Genomic DNA, 16973 nt, shown 5'->3' with positions numbered 1-16973 from the left:
GTGTAAATACGCGTCAAAAATAATCTTTTATATAGATGTAAAGCTACAATTTTGATAATTCTTTGTAAAGTTTATGAATAGGGAATCCCATAACATTAAAATAACTTCCTTCAATTTTAGTTATTCCTATTTTACCTATCCATTCTTGTATACCATAAGCTCCAGCTTTATCAAAAGGCTTGTAAGTTTTTATGTAATAATCAATCTCATCATCTAAAAGCTCTCTAAAACTAACAATAGTGGTATCATTTACCGTTTTTTGAAATAATTTGTTGGTAATACATATAGAGGTAATAACTTCATGTGTGGTATTTGATAGTTTTTTGAGCATTTGAAATGCCTCTTCATAATTTTTAGGCTTTCCTAAAGCTTTATTATTTATCCATACTATGGTGTCTGATGTTATTAATAACTCATTCTCTTTTAATTCTTTTTTGAAAGGAGTAGCTTTTAAGTCAGCCAAAAAATCAGTTATTTCTGTTTGATGTAATTCCTGAGGATAAATCTCTTCTACCTCTTTGGTTTTAATGGTAAAAGGAATATCTAAGCTTTTTATAAGTTCTTGTCTTCTAGGAGAGTTTGAAGCAAGAATAATGGAGTATTTTGATAGTTTAGTTGATAACATATTTAATATAATAAGCTATGGTAGGAACACTTAAAAGAGCTAAAAAGAAGTTTACATAACTAATTTTACGTAAGTTTTGATAGTCTTTAGCTTCTGAAGCTAACATTAATCTATATATAAAATGTAGCTCAGGAATGGTTCCTAGTAGCATAATAGTTGAAAAGATAAATTTATTTTTGATAAAAGCGACTGCTATAGCAAAAACAAATAGGCAGCCTATAATTGAGAGCATTAAAGCTATGTCTTTTGCTCTTTTTCTTCCTAATAAAACTGGTAAGGTGTTTTGTTTGTTTAGATTGTCTTGGTTTACGTTAATAATATCAATAATAATTTCCATTACTATATTACTTAAGAAAGAAATAATTACATAGCCTATGGTAATTAATTGAAGGTTGTAAAACAATTCCCACTGCTCAATAGATAAATTAAGAGGGAAATCAAACCACCAAAGTGTTAGTAACGCAAAAGGTTTTAGGAATGATGTAACAATATTGCTAAAAAAAGTTTTTTGAACATTGTTTTTTGAATACAGGTAGACAATAATAGGACAGATTATAAATATAAGCCCGTACCAAGCTTTATTTACTTTTATAGATAAGAATAAACCTACTAGAATTCCAACTATTGTTAAGTAAATAGATAGTTTTTTTACTTTTTGTAAAGGAAGTTTAGTTTTTTTTTGTGTATTTCTAAAGAAAAAACTGGTTAAGTAACCAGAGGCTAGTAAAAAAGCACTTGAAATAGATAATAAACCTAAATCAAGAAAAGAAAGAGTTGTTTTAAAGCCATAACCATGTAAAAAAGAAAACTTAAATAAGAATAAGATAAAAATAAAGTATATAATTTTCTTCCATTGAATGATATTTAAAAAAGTATCATTCATTAATTATAAGCCTTTTTAATTCTGGCTAAATCACGTTTGTTATCACGATCTTTAATGTTTTGTCTTTTATCATGAGTTTTCTTTCCTTTAGCTAAAGCAATGTCTAATTTAGCCCAACCGTTTTCGTTTATAAACAAGCGTAACGGAACAATTGTACTTCCTTTAGCTTCAACTTCTTTCTCAAGTTTTTTTAACTCACGCTTATTTAATAATAAACGACGTTCACTTTTAGGTTTGTGGTTATAGTGATGTCCGAAAGCATATTCTTCAATATACATGTTTACCACAAAAAGTTCTCCCTTTTCGTTAAATTCACAAAAGCTTTCAGTAATTCGAGCTTTACTTTGTCGTATGGACTTAATTTCTGTACCAGTAAGTTGAATTCCTGCTGTGTATTTATCAAGTATCTCGTATTCAAAACGAGCTTTTTTATTCTGTATGTTAATCTTTTTTTGCATAAATAGAACAACAAATATAACTATAATTTTAAGTTGTTAAATAAAATTATTAAGCTATGATTTAAGTCATGTTTTTAGGGAAGAGTGGAGTGTAATTTTGCCTAAAATTTAAACTTATAATCATGAAAAAAATTATATTAAGTATTGTATTAGGAACATTGTTTTTTAGTAATGTAAATGCTCAAGAAACTACTAAGACAAATGATTTTAAAAAATGGCAAGCACGTTTTAGATGGGTGAGTGTTTTACCAAATGAATCTGCAACAATTGGTACTATTGGAGGAGATGTTGAAATAGGTAAAAATTTTATTCCAGAATTAGACTTTACTTACTATTTTACTGAAAATATCGCAGCTGAATTAATTTTAGGTACAACAAATCATGATGTAAAGGCGATAAATACAGCGTTAGGAAACGTTAATTTAGGAGATGTTTGGTTATTACCTCCAACACTAACTTTACAATATCACTTTAATATAAGCGATTTTAAACCTTATGTTGGAGCAGGTGTCAATTATACTATTTTTTACAATGCTGACCCAGGAGCTGTGGTAGATGTAGATTATGAAAATAGTTTTGGATATGCTCTTCAATTAGGGTTTGATTATGACCTAGATGATACTTGGTTTTTAAATGTAGACGCTAAGTACGTTGGGTTAAGTACGGATGTATCTGTAAATGCAGGTATAGCAACCGTACCAGCTGAAGTTGATATTAACCCTTTACTTATTGGTTTTGGTGTAGGTATAAGGTTTTAACCAATAAAATTATAATCCCCTTTATAGAGCTACATTTTTGTAGCTCTATTTTTTTGTGTTAAACTTAACAATTTAAATTAATGAATACTCCTAAATTTGTACGCTAAATTAGAGATGAACACAAACCAAAATTTATGCGATTTTTATACATTTCACTACTTTTATTAGTTGTTTCATGTAAACCAAAGTTTACTGCTCAAGAAATAATAGATAAATCAATAGAGTATTCTAAATTGAATGAAATAGAAAATGCTACAATTTCTTTCAACTTCAGAAAAAATAGCTATGAAGCAACCAGAAAAAATGGAACATTTGAACTAGTAAGAGTTATAAAAAATGATTCAGTAAATACAAAAGACATACTATCAAACGATAATTTTAAGCGTTTTGTAAATGATAGCTTAGTAGAGTTATCTGAAAAAGATAAAAATCGTTATAGTAATTCGGTAAACTCTGTTCATTATTTTTCAGTATTACCTTTAGGATTAAATGATAAAGCGGTTCAAAAAAAGTTATTAGAACCAGTTATAATTAAAGGAAAAGAGTACTATAAAGTTAGAGTAACCTTTACAGAAGAGGGCGGAGGTGAAGATTTTGACGATGTTTTCATTTATTGGTTTGCTAAAGATAGTTTTCAGTTAGATTATTTAGCGTATAAGTACCATACAAATGGAGGAGGAGTACGTTTTAGAGACGTAAAAGAAGAAAAAGTTGTTAAAGGAATTCGTTTTGTAAATTATAATAATTATAAGCCTCTGGATAAGGACATAGATTTTTACACGATTGACAACTTATATAAAGAAGGTAAGCTGAAAAAATTATCTGAAATCGTTTTAGAAGATGTACAAGTAAATACTTTTTAGTCGCTTTATTGATTGAAGGTTATATAAAAACCGAGTATTCCTGTAAGAATACTCGGTTTTTTGTTTTTTGTAAATTAAAATAAGTAATTATAGACTTAAATTATTCAACCGTAATTAGTTTAGCAGGCTTAGGTTTTGCTGCTTCTAATTTTGGGATGTTAATCTTTAGCTCACCGTTTTTATAGGTAGCTTTAATTTTTTCACTATCAACAATACCTTTTGGTAGCGTAAAACTTCTTTTAAACGACATATAACTATATTCTTTTCGTGTATAGTTATCGTTTGTGTCCTCTTTATTCTCTTTTTTTTCTGATGAAATGGTTAAAATATCATTTTCAAGATTTACTTGAAAATCTTCCTTATTCATTCCAGGAGCAGCTACATCAACTGTAAACTCATTTTCATTTTCTTTAATGTTTACAGCTGGTAATGTAGTGTTTGTGTCTGAGAAATTTGAAGTTGACCAGTCTCTAAAAAAATCATTAAAGACGTTTGGAAAAACTGGAAAATCAGTGTTTTTTAATAACATAACTTTACATTTTTTGGTTAAACATTAATCTTTAATAACTATCGTTCAAAAAAAATACCAATTGAAAAAAGTGACATTTTTTCACTAAAAAAAATGAAAAAATGTCACTCTATATGTTGATTTACAGTTGTTTATTTATTATTAGTTTTCAACTAAATCGGATTGGTTTCTGAATACTAGTTTATCATCAAAAGCGTCTAATAAGATAATACTATCAGTAGTTATTCTTCCTGATAAAATTTCTTTAGATAATTGATTTAAAACCTCTTTTTGGATTACACGTTTTACAGGGCGCGCACCAAATTCTGGTTGATAGCCTTTTATTGCCAAGTAAGCAATTGCTTCATCGGTAGCATCAAAAGTTATGTTTTGTTGCGCAATCATCTTTTTAACACTATTCAATTGTAATTTTACAATTTCTTTAATATTATCTTCTGATAATGGAGTAAACATAATAATATCGTCAATCCTATTCAAGAACTCAGGTCTTACAGATTGTTTTAATAAACCTAAAACTTCTGTTTTTGCTAAATCCATAGTTGTATAGATGTCTCCCTTCATATTATCAAACTTCTCTTGAATAATATGGCTTCCCATATTAGAAGTCATGATAATAATAGTGTTTTTAAAATCAGCGACACGTCCTTTATTATCGGTTAATCTACCTTCATCTAACACTTGTAGTAAGATGTTAAAAGTGTCAGGATGCGCTTTTTCGATCTCGTCTAATAACACTACTGAATATGGTTTTCTTCTAACGGCTTCCGTTAACTGTCCACCTTCATCATAACCAACATATCCAGGAGGTGCACCTACCAATCTACTTACAGAATGACGTTCTTGGTATTCACTCATATCAATACGAGTCATGGCATTTTCGTCATCAAATAAATATTCAGCAAGAGCTTTAGCTAATTCTGTTTTACCAACCCCTGTTGTTCCTAAGAATAAGAAAGAACCGATAGGCTTGTTAGGATTTTGTAAACCAGATCTTGAACGGCGAACCGCATCAGAAACAGCTTCTATTGCTTCTTCTTGACCAACAACACGTTTGTGTAATTCGTCTTCTAATAGTAATAGCTTTTCACGCTCTGACTGTAACATTTTAGTAACAGGAACTCCGGTCCATTTAGCTACAACTTCAGCAATATCATCATACGTAACTTCTTCTTTAATTAAAGAAGTTTCTTGTTGGTTTGCTAAAATTTCTTGTTGTTTATCTAGCTCTTCTTGTGCATCTTTAATTTTACCATAACGTAATTCAGCTACTTTACCATAATCTCCATTACGTTCAGCTTTTTCAGCCTCATGTTTGTAGTTTTCTATATCAGTTTTTAAGTTCTGAATGGCGTCTACAACACTTTTTTCAGATTGCCATTTTGCATTGATTTCATTACGCTCTTCCTTTAAATTAGCTAAATCAGCATTTAAGGATTTTAATTTAGTTTCATCATTTTCACGTTTAATCGCTTCAATTTCAATTTCCAACTGCATTATTTTACGATCTAACACATCTAATTCTTCTGGTTTAGAATTGATTTCCATACGTAATTTAGAAGCAGCTTCATCCATTAAGTCAATCGCTTTATCAGGTAAAAAACGATTAGTAATATAACGTTGTGATAATTCTACAGCTCCAATAATAGCTTCGTCTTTTATGCGAACTTTATGATGTGTTTCGTATTTGTCTTTAATACCACGTAAAATAGAAATAGCACTTTCTGTATCTGGCTCATCTACCATTACTCTTTGAAAACGGCGTTCTAAAGCTTTATCCTTTTCAAAATATTTTTGGTATTCGTCCAAAGTCGTAGCTCCAATAGCTCTCAATTCTCCACGTGCTAAGGCAGGTTTTAAAATATTCGCAGCATCCATTGCACCTTGACCACCTCCAGCACCTACTAGAGTGTGGATTTCATCAATAAATAAGACAATGTCTCCTTCAGACTTTGTAACTTCTTTTACTACAGATTTTAAACGCTCTTCAAATTCACCTTTATATTTAGCTCCGGCAATCAATGCTCCCATATCTAGAGAGAAAATTTGTTTTTCCTTTAAGTTCTCAGGAACATCTCCACGAATAATTCGATGTGCTAATCCTTCAGCAATAGCTGTTTTACCTGTACCGGGTTCACCAACTAAAATAGGATTGTTTTTGGTTCTACGTGATAAAATTTGTAATAAACGTCTAATTTCTTCATCACGACCAATTACTGGATCCAATTTTCCATCTTGTGCTAATTGATTTAAGTTTTTAGCATATTTATTTAAAGAGTTATAGGTATCTTCGGCACTTTGTGATGTTACACGATTCCCTTTACGTAATTCTTCAATTGCTGCTTTTAAACTTTTTTCTGTAACACCTTGATCTTTTAAAACTTGTGCTATTTGGCTTTTAGATTTAAAAATAGCCAAGATTAAGTGTTCAATAGAAACGTATTCATCGTTCATTTTTTTAGCGATAATAGCAGCTTCATTTAATGTCTTATTTGCTTCACGAGAAAGCATTAAATCAGCACCAGTAACTTTAGAAAAACTTTCCAATTGTTTATCTAATACTTGTTGTATAACATCAACATTAATATTGAGTTTCTTTAAAATGAAAGGAAGTACATTTTCATCGACTAAAAATAGAGCTTTGAAAATGTGTTCATTTTCTATAAGGTTGTTACCATAACTTTGCGCTAATTGTTGCGCTTGCTGTATGGTTTCTTGTGATTTTATTGTATAATTGTTAAAATTCATATCGTTTTTATTTTTTTCTCTATAAAAGTCAAATTCAGTACCAATTGATTTTTTCAATAAATAAGAGACATTTTGTCTTTAAAAATAAGTTTTTTATGACTTTTTGACTGGTATAGTGATGATTAAGAGTAATAATGTTATTAAAATAAGAATTTAATGGGAGTATTAAACACTATTTTTGGAAGAAAAGACAAAAATAAAGAAGGAGAAGAGTCATTTATTAACTGGACTCCATTAACATCGATAGAGCAAATAAAGGAGATAAAAGAATTATCGAATAAACAACCAGTTGCTATTTTTAAACACTCAACAAGGTGTGGAATTAGTAGTATGGTAATTAAACGTTTTGTAAACAGTTTTGATGAGGAATTAAAAGATTTTAAAGTGTATTATCTTGACTTACTTAGTTATAGAGATGTTTCTAATGAGATAGGGTATACATTTCAGGTTTTACATCAATCCCCTCAGTTGTTGGTAGTTAAAAATGGAGAAGTAATTTCGCATGCTTCTCATTATGATATTGCTCGTATTGATTTGAAAAAAATCTAAAAAAGATGCCATTTTTAATGGGATTTCCTTAAATACCTCGTATTTTTGCATATTTCAAAATTATAGAGATTTGAGTAACGAAACAGCAACTTCACAACCAAAGAAAGGAAAAAATCTATACGATTATCAAAAAGAAGCATTGCACAAAATTTTCAAAAGTTTTGAGAATGCCCCCGAAAATTACCATTTACTTTATCAACTACCTACAGGAGGAGGAAAGACAGTTATTTTCTCTGAAATTACACGTCAATACTTAAAACATTATCAAAAGAAAGTATTGATAATGACGCACCGAATAGAATTGTGTAAGCAGACAGCGAAAATGCTTAAAGAATTTGGTGTAGTAAATAAAATTATAGACAGTAAAGCAAGTTTAGAAGACCAAGATGAGTTTGATTGCTTTGTGGCTATGGTAGAGACTTTAAACAATCGTTTAAATGACGATATGTTGGATATTTCGGATGTTGGTTTAGTTATTATTGATGAGGCACACTATAACTCTTTTACTAAGCTATTTAAATTCTTTGATAGGTCTTTTATATTAGGTGTAACAGCAACTCCTTTAAGTTCAAACATTAAACTTCCTATGAAGGACAATTATGATGAACTTATTGATGGAGAAAGTATTGGATCTTTAATTCAAAATGAATATTTAGCGAAAGCAAATATCTATTCTTATAATGTAGGATTAACTTCATTAGAAGTAGGAGCGAATGGTGATTATACCGTAAAATCATCAGAAGATTTATATACGAACACAGATATGCTTTCAAAGCTTTTACAAGCTTATGAAGAAAGAGCAAAAGGTACTAAAACCTTGATTTTTAACAATGGTATTAATACATCACTACATGTGTATGATACTTTTAAAAGAGCAGGGTATCCTATTGCACACCTAGATAACACAAATACTAAGAAAGAGCGTGATTTTATCTTAAAATGGTTTCATAAAACACCTAATGCTATAATTACTTCGGTAAGTATCTTAACAACAGGATTTGATGAACCCTCTGTACAGTCAATTATTCTGAATAGAGCAACGAAATCGTTAACATTATATTACCAGATGATTGGTCGTGGTTCTCGTATTTTACCAGGGAAATCAGAATTTAATGTAATTGACTTAGGAAATAACTTCCATCGTTTTGGACCTTGGGGAGCCGATTTAGATTGGCAAAAAATGTTTAGAGCACCGAATTTCTATTTAGATAATTTATTATCTGATGAAGAAATAGAAAGCGACTTCAAATATGAGTTACCAGCAGATGTTAAAGCAGAATTTGCTAACTCTGAAGATTTATATTTTGATGTTAAAAAAGTGTATAGAGATACTATTCAAGGAGGAGAGTCTTCAAAAAGAGTTCTAGAAAAATCAATCGAGCACCATGCTAAAATGTGTGTTGAAAATAGTGAAGATGTTTTTGATGCTTTAATATTAGCAAAAATGTTGGGAGGAGATATTGACGATAGAATTTTTAGGTATTCAAAGTGTATATCAAAGAGTACTCATAATTTTATTGATTGGTTACAAGATGACTACCGTAAAAAATTAAATAGTTATTTGCGAAGTAACTTTGATGAAGTGTATGAGCAAATTCACGGACACCCACCACCGGAGGAAGAATAAAGTTTAAGAAATATTTTTCAAAGCTCTATTAAGGCTACGAAGTGTAATGCCCAAATAATTGGAGATATCGTTTTTAGAAAAGATATTTTCAAAGTTTGGGCATAATTCTTTAATTTTTATAAGATTAGCTTCAATAGAGTAGGACTGCTGAAAAGAATGCCTTGGAGCTTTATATCCAATTTTCTTAGCCATAGACCTGATGACAAGCTTATTAAAAATAGGATCACTATCAAGTAGTGCGGTGTAATGTATATAGGATATTTTATATACCTCCACATGATTAATAGCTTCAATAGAACAATAACTTAAATTTCCTGAAAAAACTTCCAATTCTCCAAATTCCATTCCTTCGCTTAAAAACTCTTGAATAAAGTCTTTCCCATTTTCATCAGAAAGGTAACACTTGGTAATTCCTTTTTTGATGATATATAAATGATGGTATCTTTTATTTTGTTGTAGAATAATACTTTTAGGAGAGTGTTTTTCTTTTTGAAAAAAATCTGGGTGTCTTTCATTTATTTTTTCAACATATTCTAAAAAATCAATATCAGTTCTAATCATTTTTTAGGGGGTGGGACAAATGTCCTTTTTTAAAATTTATATTCTAAAGTTCTTTGTAAGGTAAAATTATATAATAAAATAGAATTGTAACTAATGAAAAATAGTTTATTGCAACAAATCCAGTTTATAAAGGAAATAGACAAGTTAAAATACATTCAGAGAAAAACTAAACTATTTAATAGTAATAGGAATGAAAATGATGCAGAACATAGTTGGCATTTGGCTATGATGGTTATGGTCTTAGCAGAACACAGTAATACTAAAATAGATATTTTAAAAGTCCTAAAAATGGTGTTGATTCATGACATAGTTGAAATCGACGCTGGAGATGTTTTTATTTTTGATACTCTAAAGGAGCATAATAACACTAAAGAAGAACTAAAAGCAGCGAAAAGAATTTTTGGTATTCTACCTAAAAATCAAGCAGAAGAATTTATAAGTTTATGGTTAGAATTTGAAGAGGGCTTTTCCAAAGAGGCACAATTTGCAAAAGCAATGGATCGTTTTGAACCTATTTTACAAAATACTTCTAATAATGGAGGTACTTGGAAAGAGTTTATGGTACCTAAAGAAAAGGTAATAAATAAAACAAAAGGTATTTCTAAAGGTTCTGAAACTATATGGGAATATTCACTGAATGAAATAGAATTAATCTTTAAAGAGCTTTAAATAAAAACTATGAAAGTATTACAAGTAACTCAACAACGTATTTATACTACTCAATTTTTATTAATTTGTTTAAGCTCATTATTTTTTTCTGCAAGTTATAATATGTTAATTCCTGAACTACCAAGTTATTTAAGTGGTTTAGGAGGAGCAGAGTATAAAGGGCTCATAATTTCCTTATTTACTTTAACGGCAGGATTATCAAGACCTTTTAGTGGTAAATTAACAGATACTATAGGTAGAAAGCCTGTTTTAATTATAGGGGCTTTGGTTTGTGTAATAACAGGTATGTTTTATCCAATTTTAACCAGTGTTTCAGGCTTTTTATTTTTACGCTTGTTACATGGTTTTTCTACAGGATTTAGTCCTACAGCTATTACGACTTATGTTTCTGATATTATTCCTTCTGATAGGTTAGGAGAGGCAATGGGAGTTCAAGGTTTATGTTTTAGCACAGGCTTGGCTTTAGGACCAGCTTTAGGAAGCTATATAAAACTGTTAACAAATTACAATGTATTGTTTTATAGCTCTTCTATTATTGCATTACTATCGATAGTATTAGTTTTTAAAGTGCAAGAGACCTTACCTACTAAACAAACTTTTAAATTAAGCTCACTTTTAATTTCAAAATCAGACATTATTGCAAGAGAAGCATTATTCCCAGCTATAATTACTTTTGTATCGTATTTAGGGTTTGGTGCTATATTAACGCTAATACCAGATTGGAGCGATTATTTAGGGATTGTCAATAAAGGAACATTTTTTATAGCATTTACGATAGCTTCAGTTTTAGTAAGAATCATAGCAGGGAAAGTTTCAGATGTTTATGGAAGAAAGCATGTAATTGTAATAGGCTTACTAATTTTAATACTAGCATTAATTTTATTAGGAAAACTTGAAAGTATAAGTGGATTATTATTAGCAGCAATATTATATGGAATGGCTATGGGGATTTTATCACCTACAGTTAATGCATGGACTATTGATTTGAGTAAATCATCAACCAAAGGAAAGTCTATAGCTACTATGTACATTGCTTTAGAAGCAAGTATTGGTTTAGGAGCTCTATTTTCAGGATGGTATTACAGTAATAATATAACGAATGTTCCAGTTGTTTTCTACACTTGTTCATGTATAGTGGGGATAGGCCTTCTTTTTATGTTATATACTAAAAAAACCTCGCTATAATTAGCAAGGTTTTAAATTGATTATAAAGATTACTTTATATCTTATTCTTTAGCTGGTAAAATTTTACCTGAGCATTCACCAAAACCAATTCGGGTTTTTTCATTTTTACAGTAACCGCGCATAATAACAGTGTCGTTATCATTAATAAATTTACGCTCACTACCATCATTCATTTTAATAGGGTTTTGACCTCTCCAAGTTAATTCTAACATTGATCCAAAGCTATCTTGAGTAGGTCCAGAAATAGTACCGCTACCCATCATATCACCTGCATTTACAGGACATCCGTTTACCGTATGATGCGCCAATTGTTGTACCATTGTCCAGTACATATACTTAAAGTTAGAGTTACATACTACAGTTTCTTCTTTACCTTCTGGTTGAATAGCCATTTGCAAATTAATGTCGTAACTATCTTTTCCTTCTTTCTTTAAGTAAGGTAATGGTTCGTATACTTGTTTAGGGTTGTCTACTCTAAAAGGTTCTAAAGCATCTAAGGTTACAATCCAAGGAGAAATAGTAGATGCAAAATTCTTTCCTAAGAAAGGTCCTAAAGGAACATATTCCCAAGCTTGAATATCACGAGCAGACCAGTCATTAAATAATACTAATCCAAAGATATATTCTTCTGCTTCTTCAATAGGAATTCTGTCACCTAAATCGTTTGCTACTGTTGTAATAAACGCCATCTCTAATTCAAAATCTAATAATTTTGAAGGTCCAAAGTTCGGTGTAGTTTCTCCCTCACTAGGGCGTTGTTGTCCAAGAGGACGACGAATTGGAGTTCCTGAAGGTACAATTGAAGAACTTCTTCCATGGTAACCAATAGGTATTTGTAACCAGTTAGGTAATAAAGCATTTTCAGGATCTCTAAATAAGCTTCCTACATTAGTCGCATGCTCTTTACTTGCATAAAAATCAGTGTAATCTCCTACAGAAACAGGAAGTTGCATTTCAACTTCATCCATTCTAAAGATTATCTTGTCTTTGTGTTCAGCGTTATCTCGTAGCTTACTGTTTTTTACATCAAAAATATCAGCAATTCTATTACGAACTAAACGCCAAGTTTTGCGTCCATCAGCAATAAAATCGTTTAAGGTATCTTGTAAGAAAATATCATCTGTTAACGGTATTCCATCAAAATATCCTAATTGATGTAAGGCACCTAAATCAATCGCGTAATCACCAATTCTTGTACCAATCGTTATAATATCATCTTTTGTAAGAAAAACCCCAAAAGGTATGTTTTGAATAGGAAAATCTGAGTTTTCAGCTACAGTTAACCAAGACTTTCTATTCGGGTTATTAGCAGTTATTTCCATTTATCGTTTTTGTTATATTTTCATCAAACCTACATATTTTTTTCAATTTACCCCAAAAAGATGAGTAAAAAAAATGCTAAAGTATTTTTGTATATACTTCTTGTAAAATCCATATAATTTGAATAATAAAATTAGTACTTTTGGCTACTTTATGTAACAACACACAACATGCAAAAAGATCATCAAGTATTTGATTTAATTCAAGAAGAAAAAGAACGTCAACTAAACGGTTTAGAGTTGATTGCTTCTGAAAATTTTGTAAGCGACCAAGTAATGGAAGCTCAAGGATCAGTTTTAACAAATAAATATGCTGAAGGATACCCAGGTAAACGTTATTATGGAGGGTGTGAAGTAGTAGATATCGTTGAGCAAATTGCGATTGATAGAGCTAAAGAATTATTTGGAGCTGAGTATGTAAACGTACAACCACACTCTGGAAGTCAGGCTAACACAGCAGTTTTTGCTGCTTGTTTACAACCAGGAGATACTATTTTAGGTTTTGACTTATCTCACGGTGGTCACTTAACTCACGGTTCACCAGTAAACTTTTCTGGTAAATTATACAATCCAGTATTTTATGGTGTAGATAAAGAAACTGGTTATATTGATTATAACCATTTAGAGCAACAAGCTAAAGAGCATAAACCAAAATTAATTATTGCAGGAGCTTCAGCGTATTCACGTGATATGGATTTTAAGAAGTTTAGAGAGATTGCTGATAGTGTTGGTGCTATTTTAATGGCAGATATTTCACATCCAGCAGGATTAATTGCAAAAGGAATTTTATCTGATCCGTTACCACACTGTCATATTGTTACCACAACAACTCACAAAACGTTACGTGGACCTCGTGGGGGAATGATTATGATTGGAAAAGATTTTGAAAATCCATTTGGATTAAAATTAAAATCAGGAAAATTAAAGAAAATGTCTACGTTGATTAACTCTGCGGTTTTCCCAGGAAATCAAGGTGGACCATTAGAGCATGTTATTGCAGCAAAAGCCGTAGCTTTTGGTGAAGCATTAACAGATGAGTTCTTAGAATATCAAATTCAGGTTAAAGAAAATGCACAAGCAATGGCAAAGGCATTTGTAGCAAAAGGATACGAAATTATTTCTGGAGGTACAGACAACCATTGTATGTTAATTGATTTACGTAACAAAAAGATTACAGGTAAAGCAGCTGAAGAAGCTTTAGGGAAAGCAGAAATTACTGTGAACAAAAACATGGTTCCGTTTGATACAGAATCACCATTTGTTACTTCTGGTATTCGTGTTGGTACTGCTGCAGTTACTACACGTGGTTTAAAAGAGGAAGACATGGAGGTAATTGTTGATCTAATGGATGAAGCATTAATGAATGCTGAGAACGAAGAAGTATTAGAAGCAGTAGGAGAGAAGGTATATGATTTAATGCATAATAGACGCTTGTTTATTATGTAGAAGAAAATATCTTCAATAAGTATAAATAAAAAGGTCGCTCTAAAACATTTTAGAGCGACCTTTTTTATTCGTCATTATCTTGAGCTCGTTCGAGAATTTTTTCTGGAAGCGCCTTTTTAGCTTTGGCTCCCATTTTTTTTAGTTTTTCTACACTTGTGATTAAGTTTCCACGTCCTTCAACTAGCTTATTCATAGCTGCAGCATAATCAGCTTTAGTGCCATCTATTTTCTTACCTATATTCACTAAGTCTGCCAATAATCCATGAAACTTATCATATAAAGCACCAGCTTGTCTTGCAATTTCTAAAGCATTACGTTGTTGCTTTTCGTTATTCCACATGGTGTCAATAGTACGTAACGTAGCTAATAAAGTAGTTGGAGTAACAATAACAATATTTCTTTCAAAAGCTTTATTATATAAGGTATTGTCTTCATTTAAAGCTACAGCAAAGGCAGGTTCAATTGGTACAAAAAGCAGTACGAAATCTGGAGACTCTATCTTATAAATGTCTTCGTATTTTTTTTCTGAAAGTTGCTCAACATGTCGCTTTAATGAGTTTACATGTTCTTTTACAAAACGTTCTTTTTCAATATCATCTTCACTATTTACATATTGTTCATAGGCAGTTAAAGATACTTTAGAATCGACCACCATTTTTTTGTTATCTGGTAGATGAATTACCACATCGGGCATAATACGTTTACCTTCATCATTAGTAAAAGATTGCTGTACAAAGTACTCCCTGTCTTTTTCTAATCCAGACTTCTCTAAGACACGTTCTAACACTAACTCTCCCCAGTTTCCTTGGGTTTTGCTATCACCTTTTAAAGCTTTGGTTAGGTTTAATGTTTCTTTACTCATTTGAGCATTTAACTCTTTTAATCCTAATAACTGCTCTTTTAAAGCAGAATGCATCGAAATACTTTCTTTTTGAGTGTCTTCAACCTTCTTCTCAAAAGTTTGAATTTTTTCTTGAAGCGGATTTAAAATATCCTTTATGTTTTTCTTATTTTGCTCAGTAAACTTGTTCGATTTTTCATCTAGAATTTTATTTGCTAAGTTTTCAAACTCTTTGGTGAACTTATCTTGTAGTTTTTCTACTTCCTCTTTATTCTCATTCAGTTTTAACTGTAAATTTTTCAATTCTTCATTCTTTCTAGCCAATTCAATAGAAGAAAACTCTTTTTCACGACGTAGCTCACTATTTTCTTTAGTTTTTTCATCTAATCGCTTTAAAAAGTCTTCTTTTTGCTGAGAAAATGATTCTTCTTTTTCTCTTTTCTGAATTTCAAAACTAGTTTGATGGTTTTGTAGTGTTACAATCTCTTTTTCTAAATCAGATGTTTGTTGTTTAAATTTCAATTTAGAGAGTAAGTTTCCAATAACAAACCCAATTAGTAAGGCACTAATAGCAATTAAAATAAGTAAAAGAGTGGTATTCATTAGAATAAATAAAAGTTTATTAAGTGAACAAATATAGGACAAGATAGGTTAAATTTATTTGATTTTTGTAGGGAAAACCGTATCATTGACCTTTATACCTAATAAATGATATCTAAATTTATATTTCACAAAGTTTTAGGCTGGAAGGTAGTTGGAGATTTTCCAAGAGACTTAAAAAAATACGTTGTTATTGGAGCTCCACATACCAGTTGGAAAGATTTTCCAATCGCTATTTTGGCTAGAAACACTATTGGCGTAAAAATTAACTTTATAGGTAAGGCTTCGTTATTTAAACCTCCTTTTGGTTTTATTTTTAAAGCTTTAGGGGGCGCTCCTGTTGATAGAAGTAAAAGCACAAATAAGGTGGATGCAATAGTATCAGTTTTTAATCAGCATGATGAATTCCGTTTAGCGTTATCTCCTGAAGGAACTCGTGCTAAAGTAACCTCATGGAAAACCGGGTTTTATTACATAGCTAAAGGAGCCAATGTACCTGTGGTAATGTTTGCTTTCGATTTTGAAAACAAACAAATTATAATAGAACCTCCTTATTACTTAACAGATGATATGAATGCTGATATGAATCATTTTTATGATTTCTATAGAGATATTAAAGGAGCAAAACCAGAACTGTTCTCAGTACCTGATAAAGAGTAAAACAAACGTTAAATACTCTTATTTACTTGAAAATTTTACGATATTTAAGTACCTTGTAGAAGGTTTAAAAACAGTAAGATATGAAAAGGTTTGTTTTTTTAATTAGTATGACTTTTATACTGCTTAGTTGTGCCTCTTCCAAAAATGCAACTCAAGCAGAAATAGATAACTTAAACGCTCTTATAGAAAGTAAAACTTTTGAAATAGAAGCAGAATGGGCTGAGCCTATGGTTACAAACGCAATGGCACAAATAGCTAATGCAGGTTTGTTACCTATAGGAAGTAATGCTGGAAACATTAATTTAGTAGGAAATAGTAATTTTTTCAAAATGAAAAAAGATACTGTTGCTGCCTATTTGCCATATTTTGGTGAGCGACAAGCAGGTGGTTCTTATGGAGGTACAGATATTGGAATTGAGTTTGAAGGTGTTCCTAAAGATTTAGTTGTGTCTGAGGATAAAGAGAATAGCTACAAAATAAGTTTTAAGATAAAAGATAAAAATACAACGACTGAAAATTATAATGTGATAGTTAGAGTATATCCAAGTTTATCAAGCACTATTTATGTGAACAGCTCACAAAAAAACTCAATTAGATACAGAGGTAAAGTACTTAAAACTTCAAAAGAAAAGTAAAACATTATATATAATAATGT

The 16973-nt window shown here is 30.7% G+C and carries 17 protein-coding genes; 9 read left to right on the top strand and 8 right to left on the bottom strand.

The features are described from left to right. Window positions 1-43: 43 nt before the first annotated feature. Genes ACKTTR_RS08265 through smpB form a run of 3 tightly spaced genes read right to left on the bottom strand, consistent with a single transcriptional unit; the run spans window position 44 to window position 1966 of the window. The gene (locus ACKTTR_RS08265; RefSeq protein ID WP_408027393.1) at window positions 44-625 is read right to left on the bottom strand and encodes a Maf-like protein; all 582 of its coding nucleotides are present in this window, start codon (window positions 623-625) and stop codon (window positions 44-46) included. Then, the gene (locus tag ACKTTR_RS08260) at window positions 612-1508 is read right to left on the bottom strand and encodes a UbiA prenyltransferase family protein (protein WP_408027392.1); all 897 of its coding nucleotides are present in this window, start codon (window positions 1506-1508) and stop codon (window positions 612-614) included. Before ACKTTR_RS08260 ends, ACKTTR_RS08265 begins: the two co-directional genes overlap by 14 nt. Continuing rightward, window positions 1508-1966, bottom strand: coding sequence for an SsrA-binding protein SmpB (gene smpB, locus ACKTTR_RS08255; protein ID WP_408027391.1), 459 nt, complete (start codon window positions 1964-1966; stop codon window positions 1508-1510). Before smpB ends, ACKTTR_RS08260 begins: the two co-directional genes overlap by 1 nt. Window positions 1967-2088: 122 nt before the next feature. On the opposite strand from smpB, the gene ACKTTR_RS08250 reads away from it, so the two are divergent. Both ACKTTR_RS08250 and ACKTTR_RS08245 read left to right on the top strand, forming a co-directional pair. After that, window positions 2089-2724: an OmpW/AlkL family protein gene (locus ACKTTR_RS08250; protein ID WP_408027390.1), complete on the top strand. Its 636-nt coding sequence runs from the start codon at window positions 2089-2091 to the stop codon at window positions 2722-2724. Window positions 2725-2858: 134 nt separating this feature from the next. After that, entirely contained in the window at window positions 2859-3587 is a 729-nt protein-coding gene (locus ACKTTR_RS08245) for a DUF6503 family protein (RefSeq protein ID WP_408027389.1), read from the top strand. A 100-nt stretch (window positions 3588-3687) separates the two neighbouring features. Here the strand turns inward: ACKTTR_RS08245 and ACKTTR_RS08240 are convergent, their stop codons facing one another. Both ACKTTR_RS08240 and clpB read right to left on the bottom strand, forming a co-directional pair. Continuing rightward, a complete protein-coding gene (locus tag ACKTTR_RS08240; protein WP_408027388.1) occupies window positions 3688-4116 on the bottom strand; it encodes an Hsp20/alpha crystallin family protein in 429 nt (142 codons plus the stop codon). A gap of 141 nt (window positions 4117-4257) precedes the next feature. Beyond that, window positions 4258-6861, bottom strand: coding sequence for an ATP-dependent chaperone ClpB (clpB, locus tag ACKTTR_RS08235; RefSeq protein ID WP_408027994.1), 2604 nt, complete (start codon window positions 6859-6861; stop codon window positions 4258-4260). Between the two features lie 156 nt (window positions 6862-7017). Here clpB and ytxJ point away from each other — a divergent pair, with 156 nt between their 5' ends. Beyond that, entirely contained in the window at window positions 7018-7410 is a 393-nt protein-coding gene (gene ytxJ / locus ACKTTR_RS08230; RefSeq protein WP_408027387.1) for a bacillithiol system redox-active protein YtxJ, read from the top strand. Between the two features lie 70 nt (window positions 7411-7480). Then, window positions 7481-9037: a DEAD/DEAH box helicase gene (locus tag ACKTTR_RS08225; RefSeq protein ID WP_408027386.1), complete on the top strand. Its 1557-nt coding sequence runs from the start codon at window positions 7481-7483 to the stop codon at window positions 9035-9037. Between the two features lie 3 nt (window positions 9038-9040). Here ACKTTR_RS08225 and ACKTTR_RS08220 read toward each other — a convergent pair whose 3' ends face one another. Continuing rightward, the gene (locus ACKTTR_RS08220) at window positions 9041-9598 is read right to left on the bottom strand and encodes a Crp/Fnr family transcriptional regulator (protein WP_408027385.1); all 558 of its coding nucleotides are present in this window, start codon (window positions 9596-9598) and stop codon (window positions 9041-9043) included. A 93-nt stretch (window positions 9599-9691) separates the two neighbouring features. Between ACKTTR_RS08220 and ACKTTR_RS08215 the strand changes: the two genes are divergently transcribed. Next, window positions 9692-10267, top strand: a complete 576-nt coding sequence (locus tag ACKTTR_RS08215; RefSeq protein WP_408027384.1) for an HD domain-containing protein — start codon at window positions 9692-9694, stop codon at window positions 10265-10267. 9 nt (window positions 10268-10276) lie between these two features. Continuing rightward, entirely contained in the window at window positions 10277-11452 is a 1176-nt protein-coding gene (locus ACKTTR_RS08210; RefSeq protein ID WP_408027383.1) for an MFS transporter, read from the top strand. Between the two features lie 41 nt (window positions 11453-11493). On the opposite strand, the gene fahA is transcribed toward ACKTTR_RS08210, so the two are convergent. Next, window positions 11494-12774 (bottom strand): fumarylacetoacetase, encoded by a 1281-nt coding sequence (gene fahA, locus ACKTTR_RS08205; RefSeq protein WP_408027382.1) that lies wholly within the window; start codon window positions 12772-12774, stop codon window positions 11494-11496. Window positions 12775-12942: 168 nt separating this feature from the next. On the opposite strand from fahA, the gene glyA reads away from it, so the two are divergent. After that, window positions 12943-14217, top strand: coding sequence for a serine hydroxymethyltransferase (gene glyA, locus ACKTTR_RS08200; RefSeq protein WP_408027381.1), 1275 nt, complete (start codon window positions 12943-12945; stop codon window positions 14215-14217). A 64-nt stretch (window positions 14218-14281) separates the two neighbouring features. Here the strand turns inward: glyA and rmuC are convergent, their stop codons facing one another. Then, entirely contained in the window at window positions 14282-15661 is a 1380-nt protein-coding gene (gene rmuC / locus ACKTTR_RS08195) for a DNA recombination protein RmuC (protein WP_408027380.1), read from the bottom strand. A gap of 105 nt (window positions 15662-15766) precedes the next feature. Here rmuC and ACKTTR_RS08190 point away from each other — a divergent pair, with 105 nt between their 5' ends. Then, window positions 15767-16318 (top strand): 1-acyl-sn-glycerol-3-phosphate acyltransferase, encoded by a 552-nt coding sequence (locus ACKTTR_RS08190; protein ID WP_408027379.1) that lies wholly within the window; start codon window positions 15767-15769, stop codon window positions 16316-16318. Window positions 16319-16398: 80 nt separating this feature from the next. After that, on the top strand, window positions 16399-16953 hold the full coding sequence (locus ACKTTR_RS08185) for a DUF4251 domain-containing protein (protein ID WP_408027378.1): 555 nt from the start codon (window positions 16399-16401) through the stop codon (window positions 16951-16953). Window positions 16954-16973: the final 20 nt, after the last annotated feature.

This window comes from Tenacibaculum litoreum (assembly GCF_964513915.1).
GTDB lineage: Bacteria > Bacteroidota > Bacteroidia > Flavobacteriales > Flavobacteriaceae > Polaribacter > Polaribacter litoreum.
This window is presented reverse-complemented; position numbering and strand designations above follow the sequence as displayed.